The organism is Blautia sp. MSK.20.85 (assembly GCF_013317245.1).
Lineage (GTDB): Bacteria > Bacillota > Clostridia > Lachnospirales > Lachnospiraceae > Blautia_A.
Genome location: NZ_JAAIUN010000007.1, coordinates 108,338 through 126,097, shown reverse-complemented (window position 1 = coordinate 126,097; position 17,760 = coordinate 108,338). Strand labels below are relative to the sequence as shown.

At 45.5% G+C, this 17,760-nt stretch carries 17 protein-coding genes; 2 read left to right on the top strand and 15 right to left on the bottom strand.

The annotated features are described in order from the left end of the window. Positions 1-33: 33 nt before the first annotated feature. The 3 genes from G5B12_RS06090 to G5B12_RS06080 are packed head-to-tail and all read right to left on the bottom strand — an operon-like array spanning position 34 to position 2,471. On the bottom strand, positions 34-1,095 hold the full coding sequence (locus G5B12_RS06090; protein WP_118061808.1) for an FAD:protein FMN transferase: 1,062 nt from the start codon (positions 1,093-1,095) through the stop codon (positions 34-36). Between the two features lie 3 nt (positions 1,096-1,098). Further along, a complete protein-coding gene (locus G5B12_RS06085; RefSeq protein WP_021977948.1) occupies positions 1,099-1,872 on the bottom strand; it encodes a 4Fe-4S binding protein in 774 nt (257 codons plus the stop codon). After that, positions 1,869-2,471: an FMN-binding protein gene (locus G5B12_RS06080; protein WP_021977949.1), complete on the bottom strand. Its 603-nt coding sequence runs from the start codon at positions 2,469-2,471 to the stop codon at positions 1,869-1,871. Before G5B12_RS06080 ends, G5B12_RS06085 begins: the two co-directional genes overlap by 4 nt. Before the next feature lie 350 nt (positions 2,472-2,821). Between G5B12_RS06080 and G5B12_RS06075 the strand changes: the two genes are divergently transcribed. Both G5B12_RS06075 and G5B12_RS06070 read left to right on the top strand, forming a co-directional pair. Next, positions 2,822-3,196 (top strand): NusG domain II-containing protein, encoded by a 375-nt coding sequence (locus G5B12_RS06075; protein ID WP_021977950.1) that lies wholly within the window; start codon positions 2,822-2,824, stop codon positions 3,194-3,196. 109 nt (positions 3,197-3,305) lie between these two features. Beyond that, the gene (locus tag G5B12_RS06070) at positions 3,306-3,794 is read left to right on the top strand and encodes a Gx transporter family protein (protein WP_118061806.1); all 489 of its coding nucleotides are present in this window, start codon (positions 3,306-3,308) and stop codon (positions 3,792-3,794) included. 810 nt (positions 3,795-4,604) lie between these two features. Here G5B12_RS06070 and G5B12_RS06065 read toward each other — a convergent pair. From G5B12_RS06065 to dapA, 12 genes are all read right to left on the bottom strand, one after another. Continuing rightward, positions 4,605-5,393, bottom strand: coding sequence for a DUF975 family protein (locus G5B12_RS06065; protein WP_174087918.1), 789 nt, complete (start codon positions 5,391-5,393; stop codon positions 4,605-4,607). A 258-nt stretch (positions 5,394-5,651) separates the two neighbouring features. Further along, the gene (locus G5B12_RS06060; protein WP_118061804.1) at positions 5,652-6,860 is read right to left on the bottom strand and encodes an aspartate kinase; all 1,209 of its coding nucleotides are present in this window, start codon (positions 6,858-6,860) and stop codon (positions 5,652-5,654) included. A gap of 21 nt (positions 6,861-6,881) precedes the next feature. Continuing rightward, positions 6,882-8,093, bottom strand: coding sequence for a homoserine dehydrogenase (locus G5B12_RS06055; protein ID WP_174087917.1), 1,212 nt, complete (start codon positions 8,091-8,093; stop codon positions 6,882-6,884). A gap of 4 nt (positions 8,094-8,097) precedes the next feature. After that, positions 8,098-8,550 carry an ACT domain-containing protein gene (locus tag G5B12_RS06050; protein WP_021652696.1) on the bottom strand — a complete coding sequence of 151 codons (453 nt, stop codon included), beginning with the start codon at positions 8,548-8,550 and terminating at the stop codon, positions 8,098-8,100. Between the two features lie 172 nt (positions 8,551-8,722). After that, positions 8,723-9,842 (bottom strand): peptide chain release factor 2 gene (prfB, locus tag G5B12_RS06045; protein ID WP_118061801.1). Its coding sequence is split into 2 segments (ribosomal slippage): positions 8,723-9,766 and positions 9,768-9,842, totalling 1,119 coding nucleotides; the frame shifts between segments, so codons are not numbered across the junction. 101 nt (positions 9,843-9,943) lie between these two features. Continuing rightward, positions 9,944-10,774, bottom strand: coding sequence for a carbon-nitrogen hydrolase family protein (locus tag G5B12_RS06040; protein ID WP_174087916.1), 831 nt, complete (start codon positions 10,772-10,774; stop codon positions 9,944-9,946). A 78-nt stretch (positions 10,775-10,852) separates the two neighbouring features. Continuing rightward, positions 10,853-13,432, bottom strand: coding sequence for a preprotein translocase subunit SecA (gene secA / locus G5B12_RS06035; RefSeq protein ID WP_021975796.1), 2,580 nt, complete (start codon positions 13,430-13,432; stop codon positions 10,853-10,855). 337 nt (positions 13,433-13,769) lie between these two features. Continuing rightward, entirely contained in the window at positions 13,770-14,297 is a 528-nt protein-coding gene (gene hpf, locus G5B12_RS06030) for a ribosome hibernation-promoting factor, HPF/YfiA family (RefSeq protein WP_015526242.1), read from the bottom strand. Positions 14,298-14,446: 149 nt separating this feature from the next. Continuing rightward, positions 14,447-15,217 (bottom strand): phosphoribosylformimino-5-aminoimidazole carboxamide ribotide isomerase, encoded by a 771-nt coding sequence (gene hisA, locus G5B12_RS06025; protein WP_174087915.1) that lies wholly within the window; start codon positions 15,215-15,217, stop codon positions 14,447-14,449. Between the two features lie 128 nt (positions 15,218-15,345). Then, a complete protein-coding gene (locus G5B12_RS06020; RefSeq protein WP_021975798.1) occupies positions 15,346-15,804 on the bottom strand; it encodes a hypothetical protein in 459 nt (152 codons plus the stop codon). 255 nt (positions 15,805-16,059) lie between these two features. Then, positions 16,060-16,815: a 4-hydroxy-tetrahydrodipicolinate reductase gene (gene dapB, locus G5B12_RS06015; protein WP_118061798.1), complete on the bottom strand. Its 756-nt coding sequence runs from the start codon at positions 16,813-16,815 to the stop codon at positions 16,060-16,062. A 35-nt stretch (positions 16,816-16,850) separates the two neighbouring features. Further along, on the bottom strand, positions 16,851-17,747 hold the full coding sequence (gene dapA / locus G5B12_RS06010; protein ID WP_021975800.1) for a 4-hydroxy-tetrahydrodipicolinate synthase: 897 nt from the start codon (positions 17,745-17,747) through the stop codon (positions 16,851-16,853). Positions 17,748-17,760: the final 13 nt, after the last annotated feature.

Genomic DNA, 17,760 nt, shown 5'->3' with positions numbered 1-17,760 from the left:
GTAAATACCGTCAAACTGCTTTGAAACTTACGTTTATTCGATGATATCCTCCACGCTGTAGGAATCCGCAAGCAGGCTGAACCGCTCTTTCATCCCCTCAGTGAGATACACATGGTGATCTTCATCCACAAAGAGTCCGTCCGCACCGTAAGTTTTCAACAGTTCGGCACCTTTTTCCACCCCCAGCACAAAACATGCGGTGGAAAGTGCGTCTGCCTCAAGGCCTGTGTCGCAGACTACCGTAACTCCGGTCACTCCGCTTTTTGCCGGATAACCGGTGGACGGATCCATAATGTGGTGATACCTTACACCATCTTCGATAAAATATTTCTCGTAATCTCCGGATGTGGAAAGAAATTCTGTGCCATTTAAGGCAACCACACCAAGATAATCGTCGTCATTTTCAGCACGGGGATCTGTCACTGCCACGTTCCAGGAAGAACCGTCCGGTTTGCTTCCATAGGTCATGACACTGCTTCCCCCAAGGTTCATAAGCGCCGCAGAAACATCCTTCTGTGTTTCCAGATATTCCAGAATCGAGTCACAGCCAATTCCTTTTCCGGCTGCACCAAGATCCAGCGAACATCCCTCGTCCATGCGGATCGTCGTTCCGTCAAGAGAAACTTTCTGATATCCGGAATCTTTCAGAACATTTTTGATTTCTGCTTCTTCAGGAATTTTCTGATTTTCCCCGCCAATATCCCACAGACGGATCAGTTTTCCGATGGTCGGATCAAAAGCTCCGTCAGAATCTTTCGCAATTTTCAGAAGGCGTTCCAGATATCCGGAAAGTTCATCGGAAATCTCCTTATCTTTTCCGCTGTCTGCGTTCACCTTGTAAATCTGGGAACTTTCATTGGTCCATGAAAGAAGGTTTGTTTCCACATCTGTCAGTACAGATGTCAGTTTACTGTTTATATCGTCTCCTGTGGTATAAAGTGTTTCTGATACCACAGTATCCATGGCAAAATCTGTATTGGTATATGTCTGTATGTCATTTTCCGAAGCTGCGCATAATACAGGAAAAACCATGGTAATTCCTGCAGCTGCAGCCGTTGCCAGAAAAGCTTTCTTTTTCAGAGCATGAGATCTCATAGATTAATTTCCCTCATTTGTTCCAATGTGAATATTTTTTCTCGGACAGGTTGCCGCACATGCGTGGCAGCAAAGACATTCGCCGGACCTGGCCGTGTCGCCGTCAATATCCAGATGAGCCGGACATCTTTTTTTACAGAGACCGCATTTCGGCGGACATTTTTCACGGTTTCTCTGAAAAAGTGCTCCCGGAAGGATCGGCATTAATGCAAAAACCGCTCCCATAGGGCAGAGAAACTGGCAGAAAAAACGTTCCTGTGTACACATTCCCACCATGATCAGAACCAGAATCACGATTCCCGCCAGATATTTACTGTTAGGGAAACGTCCTGCTGTAATCATGGAAAAAACATCCCACGGGCTGGTTCCTGTAAGCTTTCCGTATACTCCTGTAAGGCAGGAAAGTAAAATCAGGGCCAGTACGATATATTTGACTTTCTGAAGTCTGTGTACCATTCTTTCAGAAAGAGCTGGTTTCTTTTTTTTATGAAAACATTTCATCCAGATCAGAGAAAAACCTTCATACACGGCATCTCCAAAAGATCCGAATGCACATGCATATCCGCAGAAATGTCTTCCGAAAAAACACGTAAAGATCAGAAGCACTGCTGTTACAGTCAGAAAGGAGTTCCACTCTACCGGCTGACCGGCCGCAATGGCGAGAAAAATTGATTTGATTCCCGCAAAAGCTGTGGAAAACAGAGACGGGGCAGCAATAAAAAATGCCAGCTGTATCCCCGCACGCATCAGCCTTACTTCCCGCTGTCTTTTTTTCATGAGTTTTCCGCCTTTCCAAGTGCATCATCCACCGCATTCAGGATTCCTGTAGAACTGAAAGTTGCTCCTGATACAGTATCCACATCTGTACTCTGCGCACTTAAGATGGAATCGATCACACTCTCTGCCTGTGAAAGATATGCGCTGTCCTCACCTGGTGCACTGACCACATTAATGGATGTAATTTCATCACTGGCAAGTGTCACTTCCACCTGAATGGTTCCGCCGTATCCATCAGCTTCTCCTGTGTAAGTTCCATCTTTATATACGTTATCGGAATCTGGCGCTGCTGTGTCCTCTGCGTTTGCATCGGATGTCTTGCCGTCCGAAGTGTCTGCTGCCTTGTCACCGTCTGTTGAATCTGCATTACTGCTGTCAGTTCCTGTGGATGCTGCCTGATTCTGCATACGGTTTGCATAGCTTGTCTCCAGTGCACTGAGAAGTTCATTCTGCTGCTCCTGAAGCGTGTCTACCTTATCTGTCAGAGCCGAAATTTCTTTTTCGTTTGCCTGGGCTTTCATACTGCTGTTATAAAAAAGCACAGCCAGAACTACCAGCAGTAAAGAAATCACTCTCATATAAAAATTCTGGTTTTTCATCTCTTTTCTCCCCTGTATTTAGTCAGTCAGATATTCACAGTCCGTTCCTATCATCTGCACATAACCGTTTTTTGAATAAGTTATATATCTTTTACTCGTATTTATAGATTAGTTCTAATTAATCATTTTTCTTTAATTAGATATTGCTAACTTACAGCTAGGTATTATATCACCTGATTTTTTTCTTGTCTATACTTTTTGTTAGTACGCGGTAACTTTTTTCTCCGTATCTTTAATTTTTGCTGTAACTTTTCCAGATATTGGTTAGATATCCTTAACTTATATTTGCCTTTTGAATGGGAGTATGATATGATTTTTTCTGAATCTGTGACAGAAACGGAGTTTTTATTTTGAAGAAAAAAGAAGTGATTTTTATTGCCGGGATCCTGATTCTGGCCGGGGTTCTCTGGCTTGGTTTTCAGATCACAGGGAAACGTTCCCACAATACGATCCGTATTACCGTTGACGGAAAAGAATTCGGAACTTATTCTCTTTCCCAGGATCAGGTCATACATATCGGAGACACCAATGTCTGCGAGATCAAAAACGGAAAAGTTACCATGATCGAAGCAACCTGTCCGGATCATTACTGTATGAAACAGAAAGCTGTGGATGAACATGGCGGTTCTATTATCTGTCTTCCTAACAAAGTGGTGATAGAAGGAGAAAATACCACGGAGGATTCGGATTCGAAGAGTTCACCGAAGATTGATGCGGTGACGTAAGATGAAGATGTTACGGAATATATGCGTAATGTGCGTTCGCCATGCAGCTCTCCTCCGACAGATGACATTTGGTCCGGGGCACATCTGTAACAAATGAAAGGGTTTATTTATGAAACGAAAAACAGCTTATCTTGGATTATTTTCCGCAGTAGCGATCATTTTGGGATATGTGGAGTCGCTGATTCCTGTGTTTGCAGGAATTCCGGGAATCAAGCTCGGACTTGCAAACCTGGCAGTGCTTTTTATCCTGGATCGGTATTCTGCGAAAGAGGCGGCTCTTGTGTCCGTTGTCAGGATACTTGTGATTGGGTTTATGTTTGGAAATCTGTTCAGTATTTTATATAGTATGGCTGGCGCCGCGCTTAGTTTGACTGTGATGAATCTGCTGAAAAAACATTCCGGGTTTAGTCTGATCGGGATCAGTGTGGCTGGTGGGGTTACGCACAATATTGGGCAATTGATCGTTGCCATGATCGTGGTGAGTAATACGAGTCTGATGGTTTATGCACCGGCACTGCTGGTGGCCGGGGTCCTGGCGGGGATTCTCATAGGTGTTTTGACAAAGGAAGTTGTGGGACGACTTCCTTTGAATCTGTAATGTTTGTGTGTTTCTTTTTTGGGATTATGGTTTTTACTTTGTGAAGTGGATTTTTGAAGTGTGTGTATTTCTTTTTGGGATTATAGTTTTTACTTTATGAAAGTAGGAAATTTGCGAGAAGGGGAAGCACTCATAGTTGCGAAGGCCGTCTCCCCTTCTCGCGTTCTTCCCCTCCTGGCCACGCCGCTGTGATGCGTTATGGAATGTGTAACTTTATCGGCTCAGTCCTGTATTCTGCTGTACTGGCAGTGTCAGGCTGAGCCGATTGTTGGTTCAGGGCGGACGGGAAAGCGGCCTGCGTAGCAGGCCTGTTCCCTGAATTACAGCGTATAACTTGTATGGCTGTTATTTCACTGTTATTCAGAAACAGGTCTGCTTCGCAGACCGCTTTTTGTACGGAGCGAATAAAAAACACTTCGTCAATATATTTACGTCAGCATAAATCGGCTCAACTTTCCGCAGCCGACACAGTAGAATCCATCGCCCCGCCAATACTTTCACACATTCTCACAGCCTACAACAACTGCGTGCCCGGAAAGGGGGAGCTCGAGGGGGAAAAGCGGGCTTCGCAACTTTGAGTGCTTTCCCCCTCGTACCTGCCCATGCCAAAATGGTCCCCCTGAAAGGAAAAAATGCCTACGCTTCTAGTATCCTCTCTGGAAAGGAAAAAGCCTACGCCTCTAGTATCCTCCCTGGAAAGGAAAAAGTCTACGCCTCTAGTATCCTCCCTGGAAAGGAAAAGTCTACGCCTCTAGTATCCCCTCCAGAAAGAAGATGCCCGCCGCATCCAGGCGCCCTCGCCGGGAGGCATCAGGCTTCGGTTTCATCATGAAACTGAGGAACCGGTGTCACCGGGTGATACGGCTCCGCCGGTGGCTCATCAAATTCTCCGGAAATATTCCGATAGAAAACTGCCATGCAGGTTTCTATATAAGGCACCAGCCAGATCAGTGCCAGATAAAGCGTAAACATAGAAAAAATAATCCACGGTATAAAACTTAAGAGCATTTTCAAATACTCCCAGTAGTGCCCCTTCATAAGTTTCGCACTTGCTTTCAGTGCCTGTGTTCCTTTCATGTCCGGATTATCGGACAGAATATAATAACTCATGGTGAAAGGCATGGCTATCAGCAGGTTCAGCCCAAACCCGAGAAGTGTCAGCAGCATATAAGTCACTGCCCAGTTCATCTGCTCTTCCACTGTATTTCCCATATCGCTTGTGAACGAAAACCACGCCAGTGGAAGTGATGTCACCAGATTGATCAGTGCCAGCACAAAGGATACCACGATCACATGGTCTGGCTGGTGGCTGAAAAAGTACAGAAGATCTCCAAAAGAATATGCTTCCCTTCTGGAAATATTCAGGTAGATCCGGTAAAGTCCTGCGGAAAAAACGCAGATCACCAGAGAAAGGATAAAGCTGAATACTTCTCCTCCGATGATCGCGTACGCGGAATCTCCCGGAAAAAGTGCTGTGGAAATGTAGCTTGAAACCACACTCATCGCCGCAACCGCAATACTGCCGATCACCGGAACCGTAAAATTACCAGTCAGCGTTTCCCTTGCAAGCTTCTTACAGCCCTTCAGATTTTTTCTCATAAAAATTCTCTCCTTATGAACGGCCACATCTTTCCGGCGGACAGCCCGAATGCACGCACCGTTCCGTTATAGAAGGCGGAGACTTATACCAAGCCTCCGCCCCGTCATTTCTCATTTTCGCTCTGGCATATCCTGCTGCTTATGCTGCATAACTGCACGCCAGATCATTTTTCTGCAATGTCAAACGGATATTCGCAATTCGCAATCCGCATTCACTACGCAGCTCTACACCGATTAACTGCTTCGCAGTTTATCCGGTTAATCTGCAAGATTAAACGCATCATGTACCGCATTCATGGCACGTACGCCATCTTTCTCATTGATGAGAACAGTCACACGGATCTCAGATGTCGCGATCATATTGATGTTCACGCCCTCATTATAAAGGCTCTCGAACATTTTTGCGGCAACACCCGGATTACTCATCATACCAGCTCCCACGATGGAAAGTTTGGCGATGTTTTTCTCCGCATGAAGCTCATCATAGCCGATGCGTGCCTGGTTGGATTCCAGGACTGCCATTGCATCGTCCAGATCATTTTTATCAACAGTAAAGGAAATATCCTTGGTTCCGGCACGGCCGATAGACTGAAGGATCATATCCACATTGATATTTTTCTTGGCCAGGGTATCAAAAAGCTTAAATGCTACTCCTGGTGAATCTTTAAGTCCGATCACAGCAATACGTACTGCATCTGTATCCAGAGCAACACCGCTGATCAGCATTCTCTCCACTGTTACTTCCTCCTTTACCACAGTTCCTTCGCTGTTGTTGAGACTGGAACGTACCACTAGCGGTACACCGTATTTCTTCGCCATCTCCACAGAACGGTTATGAAGCACTCCCGCACCCAGAGTTGCCAGATCCAGCATCTCATCGTAAGTGATCTCCTTAAGCTTGCGGGCTTTCGGAACCTTACGGGGGTCAGCAGTATAAACGCCATCCACATCGGTATAGATCTCACAGGCATCTGCATGAAGCGCTGCTGCAAGAGCTACGGCTGTGGTATCCGAACCTCCACGGCCAAGTGTGGTGTAATCATTATATTTATCAATGCCCTGGAATCCTGTAACCACAACAATTCTGCGGTTATCCAGTTCTCTGCGGATACGTGCGGCATCGATCTTTTTCAGACGGGCACTGCCGTGTGCGCTTGTTGTGTGCATAGCCACCTGAAATGCATTCAGGGAAACTGACGGTACTCCCAGGCTGTCCATAGCCATGGCCATCAGTGCTACCGACATCTGTTCTCCGATGGTAAAAAGCATATCCATCTCACGTTTCGGAGGTTTGTCGTTGATATCTTTCGCCATGGTGATCAGCTCATCGGTATATTTACCCATTGCGGAAAGCACGACCACCACGTCGTTTCCTTTTTTATAATCTTCGATACATCTTCTGGCAACATTAAAGATACGCTCTTTGTTTGCCACAGAAGTACCGCCGAATTTTTTTACGATTAACATGTTCTTATTTCTCCTCAGGCATCAATCCTTCACGCGGATCATTGCCAGTACTTTTCCGGTAAGCTTACTGATCTTCTCTTTATATTCAGCCTGCTTCATCACCGGTGTGATAAATCCGAATTCGTCCGGAAGGTCATCCGGCTCGATGGTCTGTACATCACCAAAAGCTTTTTCCACTTCATCCATAGTAGTATCAGACACACGTACGAAGAAACGTCCCTCAACTTCATCCATATCCATAAGCTTCAAGGCATAGCTGCTCCAGTTTGTCATGATATTTCTGTGGAGATGCTTTGCTTCATCCACAACATCTGCAACTACTGCACTTGCAGTCGGAAGCTTACCTGCTCCGCTTCCGTAGAACATGGCATCTCCGAGAACATTTCCGTGCACAAATACTGCATTAAACACATCATTTACACTGTAAAGCGGGCTACTCTGGCCTACCAGGAACGGCGCTACCATTGCATAGAAAGAATCTCCGATCCTACGGCTTGTGGCAAGAAGCTTGATAGTCATGCCAAGCTCTTTTGCATATTCCATATCTGCCGGTGTGATCTTTGTGATTCCTTCTGTATAAATATCCTCGTAATTCAGGAACTTTCCGTATGCAAGTGAAGAAAGGATGGCGATCTTACGGCATGCGTCAGCACCTCCTACGTCTGCAGTCGGATCTGCCTCTGCATAGCCCTTTGCCTGAGCTTCCTTCAGAACCGTATCAAAATCACAGTTCTCTGTGCTCATCTTGTAAAGCATGTAGTTGGTGGTTCCGTTAAGGATTCCTGTGATCTCATCGATCTCATCTGCTGTCAGTGAAGAATTCAGTGCACGAATGATCGGGATACCGCCGCCGCAGCTTGCCTCAAAAAGGAAATTGATATTTTTTTCTTTTGCGATCTCCATGAGCTCGGAACCATGCTTGGCTACCAGAGCCTTATTGGATGTGCTTACGCTCTTTCCTGCCTGAAGCGCTCTTTTTACAAAGGTATAAGCCGGCTCGATCCCGCCCATAACCTCAACAACAATATCTACCTCCGGATCGTTTACGATCACTTCATAATCATGAACCAGAACTTTCTCAACCGGATCTCCCGGAAAATCTCTTAAATCAAGAACGTACTTGATGTTAATCTCATCTCCAGCTCTCTTGTTAATGCTCTCATGATTGGTGTTGATGACTTCAACAACTCCGCTTCCTACTGTACCGTAGCCTAATACTGCTATGTTTATCATATGCTTACTCCCTGCCTAAAATTTTCAAATAGTGTATACCGTCTCTCTGCTCAATATTCTCCACCATAGCCTCTGCGTCGCCTTCTCCCGGAAGGATGTCAACGCTCAGCGTCAGCGTTGCGACTCCGTTAATGGGAATACTCTGATGTATGGTCAGGATATTACCGTGAAAACGGGCAATCGTCTGCAGCACCATTGATAAAAGCCCCGGCTCATCGTCCATCTGAATGATAAAGGTGATGGTCTTTCCCTTGGTCTCCTCGTGGAAAGGAAAAATATCGTCCTTATATTTGTAAAAAGAGCTGCGGCTGATCCCGGTCCTTTCAGCAGCTTCCTGAACAGTAGCCACCCGTTTGGATTCCAGCAGTCTCTTGGCCTCAACCACCTTGAGAAGTACCTCCGGCACTGCCCGTTCTCTTACTACATAGTATTTTTTCTTCTCAACCTGTTTCTGCATAGCAACCTCTCTAGTTGCTGTTCACATTGTGTGCAGCAACCTTTCTGTCCGTTTCATAAAGACAAGTGTTTTTGTATAAAAGATATATTATCATAATAAAAGAAACTCCACAAGCGATTTTTTGCCTGCGGAGTCCTTTTCTCTGTCTTTATGGGGTTCCGTGACAGTAATGTTATTCTTTCTTTTTCGCCAGCGCGATCCATTTCAGGTATGCATTGATAAAGATGTCAATACCACCGTCCAGAACTGCGTCAACATTACCGGTTTCTTCATTGGTTCTATGGTCTTTTACCATGGTGTATGGCTGCAGGACATAGGAACGGATCTGGTTTCCCCAGCCGATATCTGTCACTTCGCCTCGAATGCCGGAAAGTTTCTCCTCAGCTTCCTGCTGTTTCAGAAGATACAGTTTGGCTTTCAGCATCTGCATGGCCTTGTCCTTGTTCATGTGCTGAGAACGTTCATTCTGGCACTGTACCACGATTCCTGTAGGGAAATGGGTGATACGGATCGCAGAGGATGTCTTGTTGATGTGCTGTCCACCGGCACCGCTGCTTCGGTAGGTATCAATACGGATATCATCATCATTGATCTCAACGTCCAGATCTTTCTTGATATCCGGCATAACATCACAGGATACAAAAGATGTCTGTCTCTTTCCTGCCGCATTAAACGGGGAAATACGTACAAGACGGTGAACACCTTTCTCGGATTTCAGATAACCGTAGGCGTTCTCTCCGTTTACCTGGAAGGTTACGGATTTCACACCGGCCTCATCACCGTCAAGGTAATCCAGTACTTCCAGTGCAAATCCTTTTTTCTCCGCCCATCTGCTGTACATACGGTAAAGCATTCCACACCAGTCGCATGCCTCTGTACCACCGGCTCCTGCGTTCAGCTTAATGATGGCATTCTCTCCGTCATACTCTCCGGAAAGAAGTGTCTTCACACGGATGCTGTCAAAGCTTGCCTGGAATTCGTCCAGCATTTCCTGGATCTCAGGGATGATCTCCGGATCATTCTCCTCATATCCCATCTCGATCATGGTTTCCATATCTTCCATCTGTGTTTCCAGATTATGGTATGTCTCAATATCATCCTTGAGACTCTTTAACTGTTTCATCTTCATCTGAGATACTTCTGCGTTATCCCAGAAATCAGGCGCTTCCATCTCGCGCTCTAATTCTTCGACCTTCTGCTCTTTGTTAGCGAGGTCAAAGTGAATCCCTCACTTCCACTAATGGCTCTGTGTATGTTGCAAGAATACTCTTGAACTGATCTAACTCAACCACAGCTTCACCTTCTTTCTATATATTGATGCAGGAACTCCTGCCTGTCTTATACAATACCATATGGGCCTGAAAATTACAACGAAAACGTGGTTCAGGCATTTCTATTTTATCTGCGACAATTCATAGATATCCCCTCTCCGGTGCTTCAGAAGCGGCAGCTGTTCCCGGACTTTTTTTATCTCATCCAGATCCAGTTTCACAACCTTCACGTCCGGCTTTTCTTCCATTTCCATGAGGACTTTTCCCCAGGGATCTACGGCAATGGAATGGCCCCAGGAATGGTATCCGGCGTTCAGATCTCTGGCAGGTGCAGCTCCAATGGTGTATACCTGGTTGTCCACAGCTCTCTGACGGAACATCAGCTCCCAGTGGAGAGGCCCTGTTGTCATGTTAAAAGCAGCCGGCACAATGATCACCTCTGCGCCCTGGTCCACCATCAGCCTGGCAAGTTCCGGGAACCGGAAATCGTAGCAGATGCAAAGGCCAATCTTTCCAAATTCTGTGTCAAAAACTGTCACCTGATCTCCCGGTGTCAGGGTATCCGATTCTTTAAAATACTGGCCACCTTTTACATCAATGTCAAAAAGATGCATTTTCCGGTGTTTCCCGATCTGATGCCCGTTTCTGTCAAAAACATAGGATGTGTTGTAAATATGACCGGCTGCATCTCTCTCCGGCATGCTTCCGGCTACAAGATAAATTCCACGTTCTGCTGCCAGCCTGGAACATTTTTCCCAGGTGTCCCCACCTTCGGCTTCCGCATACTCCGGAAAGTATTTATTCTCGTAGGGACAGCAGAACATTTCGGGCAGGACTGCCAGGTCGATTCCCTGAAGTTCCGGGCGGGCAAGAATTTCTGCTGCCTGGGTGATGTTACGGGATTTTTCTGTATATACATGTGTCTGAAGAATTGCTGTTTTTATAACGGCCATATTATCATATCCTTTCTCTGCTCTTATACAAAAATAGCCCCACCATATCATCAGGTGAGACTATTTTTATCTTCATTCTCAGATCTTCGCTGCCTTACGTCCACAGCACTGTTTGTATTTCTTGCCGCTTCCGCATGGGCACGGATCGTTTGGATATACTTTATCTTCTTTTCGCTGAACCGGTTTCTTCGGGCCGGCGCTGTCATCTTTGTTTGTACCGGTTACTTTTGCAACCTGCTCACGCTCGATCTTCTGCTCTACATGAACATGATACAGCATACGTACGGTATCTTCCTGAATGGAAGTGATCATGTTGTTGAACATCTCAAATGCGTTCATCTTGTACTCAACAACCGGATCTCTCTGGCCGTATGCCATCAGGCCGATACCCTGACGGAGCATCTCCATGTCGTCGATGTGATCCATCCACTTGCTGTCGATACATTTCAGAAGAACTACTCGCTCAAGCTCACGAAGCTGCTCCGGTTCCGGGAACTCAGCCTCTTTCGCTTCATAAAGCTTCACAGCCTCTTCCTTCACGATATGTTTGATCTCGTCTTTTTTATGGCCTTTTACCTTCTCTGCAGTCAGAGGATGGATCGGAATGATCGGAGTGATCGCGGTATTGAACTCATCAAGATCCCACTCAGAAGAATCCATATCATCGGAGAAACACATGTCTGTCATGCTGTCTACGATATCTGTGATCATCTTGTAGATGGCATCACGCATGTTCTCACCGTCAAGTACCTGACGACGCTCCTCGTAGATGATCTCTCTCTGCTCATTGTTAACCTGGTCATAGTCGAGAAGATTTTTACGGATTCCGAAGTTGTTGAACTCAATCTTCTCCTGCGCTTTCTCGATGGCGTTGGAGAGCATCTTATGCTCGATCTGCTCATTCTCCTCAACACCAAGAGATGTGAACACTTTCATCAGTCTCTCGGAACCGAACAGACGCATCAGGTCATCCTCAAGGGAAATGTAGAAACGGGATTCACCCGGATCTCCCTGTCGTCCGGAACGTCCACGGAGCTGGTTATCAATACGTCTTGACTCATGACGCTCAGTACCGATAATCTTCAGACCGCCGGCCTCTCTTGCCACATCGTCAAGCTTGATATCGGTACCACGGCCTGCCATGTTGGTTGCGATGGTAACGGCATCTGCCTGTCCTGCCTGTGCTACGATCTCAGCCTCAAGCTCATGGAACTTGGCATTCAGTACGTTATGCGGGATTCCCTCTCTCTTCAGCATTCTGCTGAGAAGTTCGGAAGTTTCGATGGTAATCGTACCAACCAGTACCGGTTGATGTTTTGCGTGAGCTTCCTTAACTGCCTCTACAACGGCATTGAATTTCTCTTTCTTTGTCATGTAAACGGCATCATCAAGGTCTTTACGCTGTACCACACGGTTGGTCGGAATCTCTACAACGTCCATGCCGTAGATATCACGGAACTCTTTCTCCTCGGTAAGGGCCGTACCGGTCATACCGCCTTTTTTGTCATATTTGTTGAAGAAGTTCTGGAAGGTGATGGTTGCAAGAGTCTTACTCTCTCTTTTAACCTTAACATGCTCTTTCGCCTCAATCGCCTGATGAAGACCATCGGAATAACGACGGCCCGGCATGATACGTCCGGTAAATTCATCGACGATCAGGATCTCGTCATCTTTTACAACGTAATCCTGATCTTTGTGCATCAGGTTATGTGCACGAAGCGCAAGGATAATGTTGTGCTGGATCTCCAGATTCTCCGGATCTGCCAGGTTCTCGATATTAAAGAATTTCTCAACCTTCTTGATACCCTGCTCGGTAAGGTTGACGATCTTATCTTTCTCATTTACAACGAAGTCACCGGTCTCGATAACTTCCTCGCCCATGATGGCTGCCATCTTGGTCATCTCATGGCTGGCCTCACCACGCTCCAGCTGCTGTGCAAGGATATCGCACACCTCATAAAGCTTGGTGGACTTGCCGCTCTGTCCGGAAATGATCAGAGGTGTACGTGCCTCATCGATCAGGACGGAGTCGATCTCATCGATGATACAGTAGTGAAGATCTCTCTGAACAAGCTGTTCTTTATAGATAACCATGTTATCACGAAGGTAATCGAATCCAAGTTCGTTGTTGGTAACGTATGTGATGTCACATCCATATGCCGCACGGCGTTCTTCCGGCTTCATGTCGTTAAGTACCACGCCTACAGTCAGGCCAAGGAACTCATGGACTTTACCCATCCACTCGGCATCTCGTTTAGCCAGGTAGTCGTTGACAGTTACGATGTGGACACCTTTTCCCTCAAGGGCATTCAGGTATGCAGGAAGTGTGGAAACAAGAGTTTTACCTTCACCTGTTTTCATCTCGGCGATACGGCCCTGGTGAAGGATGATACCACCGATGATCTGTACACGGTAATGCTCCATTCCAAGCACACGCTTGGCAGCCTCACGTACGGTGGCAAATGCCTCAGGAAGAAGATCATCCAGTGTTTCGCCTTCTGCAAGACGTTTCTTATATTCTCTGGTTTTGTCCCGTAACTGCTCGTCGGTAAGCTGCTGCATCTGGGACTGATAGCTCTCGGTTTTCTCAACCAGCGGCATGATACGCTTTACCTCACGCTGGCTGCGGGTTCCAAATACTTTTGAAAAAACATTCATGTTTCTGCTCCAATCATTTTATTCGAAATAGGACATTTAAGTCTCTTATCTATCCGATTCAGGATCATTCCAGGACACTGTTCGTTCCAATCATCATAATCATTCCAGTTCTCTGTTGATATCCAGATCACATATGGTATATATTCTACCACTTTCCAGTTATAAAAACAATGAACAATTAATTAACAAATCGTGTCCGGAGCTGTTCTTCTGCCCTGAAAAAAAGCTCCGGGAATCTGCAGATTTTCCACGCAGATTCCCGGAGCTTTTCTCAGTCGTTCAATATTCAGTTTTTATAAAAGATCATTCACCCATGATCTCCTACAGAGACTTCTGCCTAAAACTCCGGCTCGATCAGTCCGTAAGTATTACCTTTACGTTTGTAAACTACGTTCACCTGCTCTGTCTCAGCATTGAAGAATACAAAGAAATTATGTCCAAGAAGCTCCATCTGTACGCATGCATCTTCCGGATACATTGGTTTGATTCCGAATTTCTTGGTACGGATGATCTTAACTTCCTCATCCTCTTCATAATCCTTATCAAGGTATGCTTTCTGGAAGTTTGTGGATTCCTGCTGCTTGTCAACGATCTTGTTCTTGTATTTACGAAGCTGACGCTCAATTACCTCTTCAACCAGATCGATGGATACATACATATCATTGCTTACCTGCTCGGAACGGATAATGTTACCTTTCACAGGGATTGTTACCTCGATCTTCTGGCGATCCTTCTCAACGCTTAAGGTTACTGAAATCTCAGTTTCAGGAGTAAAATACCTTTCAAGTTTACCAAGCTTGTCCTCAACAGCTGTTTTAAGTCCTTCTGTTACTGCTATATTCTTTCCACTAATAATAAATTTCATGACTTCCATCCCCTTTGCTGTTTTATGTTGCTATTATAACACATTAAGTTGAATTTTAACATCACTTTTCAAAAATTTTACAAATTTTTTCTAAATTTATTCAATATATTCCTGCAAAAGGATTTTTTTGTCATGAATATGCAACTATTCTACTTCATCTCTGCCAGAACTTCAAACGGTATGCTTCCGCCAAAAATATCCAGTGCACTGCCAACAGTCACGTCCAGTCTTCCCTGTCCTGCCCTTCGAAGTTCCTCAATATCTGCCATGGAGCCGACACCGCCTGCATAAGTTACCGGATGAGCTGTATACTGTCCCAGAAGTTCCGCAAGTTCTGTCTCAACACCATGAGCCTTTCCCTCCACATCCACTGCATGGACCAGAAATTCATCACAGTAACTTCCAAGCTTTTCCATCAGTTCCAGTGTCACGATCTCTTCTGTAAATTTCTGCCAGCGGTCTGTGACAATATAATAGTTACCGTCTTTTTTGCGGCAGCTTAAGTCCAGCACAAGATGTTCTTTTCCTGCTGCATTCCGGATCTTCTCCAGATTTTCCCAGGAGATCACTCCGTTTTTAAACACATAGGAGGTTACGATCACATGGCTGGCACCAGCCTCCAGATACTCTGACGCATTCTCCGGGCAGATACCGCCTCCGATCTGAAGTCCTCTGGGATATCTTTTCAGGGCAAGAAGCGCCTGGGCTTTCGTCGCTTCATAGTTGGGAGAATCTTTTCCGTTCAAAAGGATCACATGACCGCCCTTTAATCCCGCCTTCTTATAAAACTCTGCATAAAAAGCCGCATCCTGCTCTGACACAAAATTTTCTGCCGCCTGATCACCCTGATCTTTCAGGCTTCCTCCTACGATCTGTTTTACTTTTCCGTTATGTATATCAATGCATGGTCTGAATTTCATAATCCTGTCCTCCGTTTTCTTTCCATGCACTGATAATAGCATCAGAAGCAGTTTTATGCAATGCTGTGGTAAAATATCTGTAGCACCAGGTTACCTTACAGTTGCTGACCACGAAATAAACAGCAACTCTATCTGCCCTCTACCGCATTTCCTACTGCATTGCCAATATCATCCACCGCATTTCCTACGCCGTCGCCCAGGTCCTTCACACTGTCACCCAGCTCACCGGATACCGTTCCGTCATTTCCGGTTCCGTTGGCATCTGTAGTTCCAGGCGCTGCTGTTGTATTATTTCCATTTCCCGCAGGAGTCACGGTAATATTTCCACCGGCCATCTCATTGTTATCTGTGCCAGAATCTTCAATGATCCCGCCGTTGTCCATCACACCGTCATTATCTGTTTCATCTTCCATAATTCCATTTTCTGTGGCAGTATTTTCGTTTGTATTTTTTTTCTTATTTCTCTCATCATTATTTTTCTCGTCCACAGTTTCATCCGCATTATTTACCTCTGTACCACAGGCTGTAAATGTACACAGAGACAGAGTGAGCAAAGTGCCAAAAAGAATCGCCTTCCATTTTTTCATATGATCTTCTCCTTTTTCTGAAAAATTCTGTATTCCTAATATGGCACTTTTTCCAGTATTCTATCCTGGCAAAAATTTCAAAAATATTCTTTGCTATAAGGCCATATAGCGGACATTCGCATTCCGTTCCACTACATGCTCATGAATGAAATCGCTTCGCAATTTCATTCAAAAAAACGGGCTCCGCTTTTACACGAAACCCGTTTTTATTACCTGTATCATTCTGTTACGGATTAAACTGTCAACCTGTCAGGATCAGCCGATCACGTCACTCATATCGTAACGTCCTGCCGGTTTACCTGCAAGGAATTTGGCTGCTTCTACAGCACCTTTTCCAAAAATAGCCTTGGAATATGCGGTATGCTTAAACTCGATCACTTCGTCCTGGCCTGCAAAAATGATCTCATGCTCACCTACGATGGTTCCACCGCGGACTGCGGAAATACCGATCTCCTTGTCATCACGTTTTTCACGTTTCTGGCTGCGGTCATATACATAATGATACTTGTTGTCCATAGCTTCATTAATGCTGTCTGCCAGTGCAAGTGCAGTACCACTTGGTGCGTCAACTTTCAGGCGGTGATGTTTCTCAACGATCTCCATGTCAAATCCTGCAGTTGCAAGAACCTTGGCAGCATCCTGAACGAGTTTCAGAAGTGTATTGATACCAAGAGACATGTTCGCAGATTTCAGCACTGCTACTTTTTTGGATGTTTCTTCTACTTTTGCAAGCTGCTCCTCACTTAAGCCTGTGCTGCAGAGAACAACCGGAATCTGGCGTGCGGCACTGTACTCAAGAAGCTTGTCTGTTGCTTTTGCAGAAGAAAAATCAATGATCGCATCTGCCTCTACCTGGCATGCGTCAATATCAGTAAATACCGGATAGCTGTTTTTTCCCTGATCTGCAATGTCGATGCCTGCCACGATCTCTGCATCCGGATCTTTCTCCACAATGCCACTGATCACCTGACCCATATGTCCGTTGCAGCCATGCATGATGATTTTTACCATAGTATATTCTCCTTTACCTTCCGCTTACAGTCTGATTATTTTGCAAGCTTAAGGCCGAATTTCTCGATCTCTTTTGCAAGAGCTGCCTTTGTGTCTTCTTCCATCTCGCAAAGTGGCATACGAAGCGGTCCTACGTTCATTCCCATAAGGTTCATAGCTGTCTTAACAGGAATCGGGTTTACTTCGCTGAACAGTGCGTTGATCAGCGGAAGAGCTTTCAGCTGATCCTCTGTTGCTCCCTTGGTATCACCGTCGAAATATTTCATGACCATGTCATGTGTAAACTTCGGTGCAACATTGGAAAGTACGGAAATAACACCAAGTCCGCCAAGAGAAAGAATCGGAAGTACCTGATCATCGTTTCCGGAGTAAAGCTCAAGCTGTCCGTCTGCCAGAGACATCATTTTGGCGATCTGGGAAAGATCTCCGGTTGCTTCCTTGATTCCGACAATGTTCTTTACATTCTTTGCAAGGTAAGCTGCTGTAGCCGGCTGGATGTTGCAGCCTGTACGGCTCGGTACATTGTACATGATGAGCGGAGTTTCCGGAACTGCATTGGCAATTGCTGTGTAATGAGCGATAAGTCCCTTCTGTGTAGCCTTGTTATAATAAGGTGTTACAATAAGAAGAGCGTCTGCACCATAGGAAGCTGCTTCCTTGGACATCATGATTGCTGTCTCTGTACAATTGGAACCTGTTCCTGCGATTACAGGCACACGTTTGTTAACTTTGTCAATTGTGAACTTGATTGTCTGAAGGTGCTCTCCGTGTGTCAGAGTAGAAGATTCTCCTGTTGTTCCGCAGATAACGATGGCGTCTGTGCTGTTCGCGATCTGATCCTCAAGGATCTCCTCAAGTTTCTCATAATTTACCTTACCGTCTTCGTGCATAGGTGTTACGATTGCAACGCCTGTTCCTTTAAAAATTGCCATTTGTCTTCCTCCT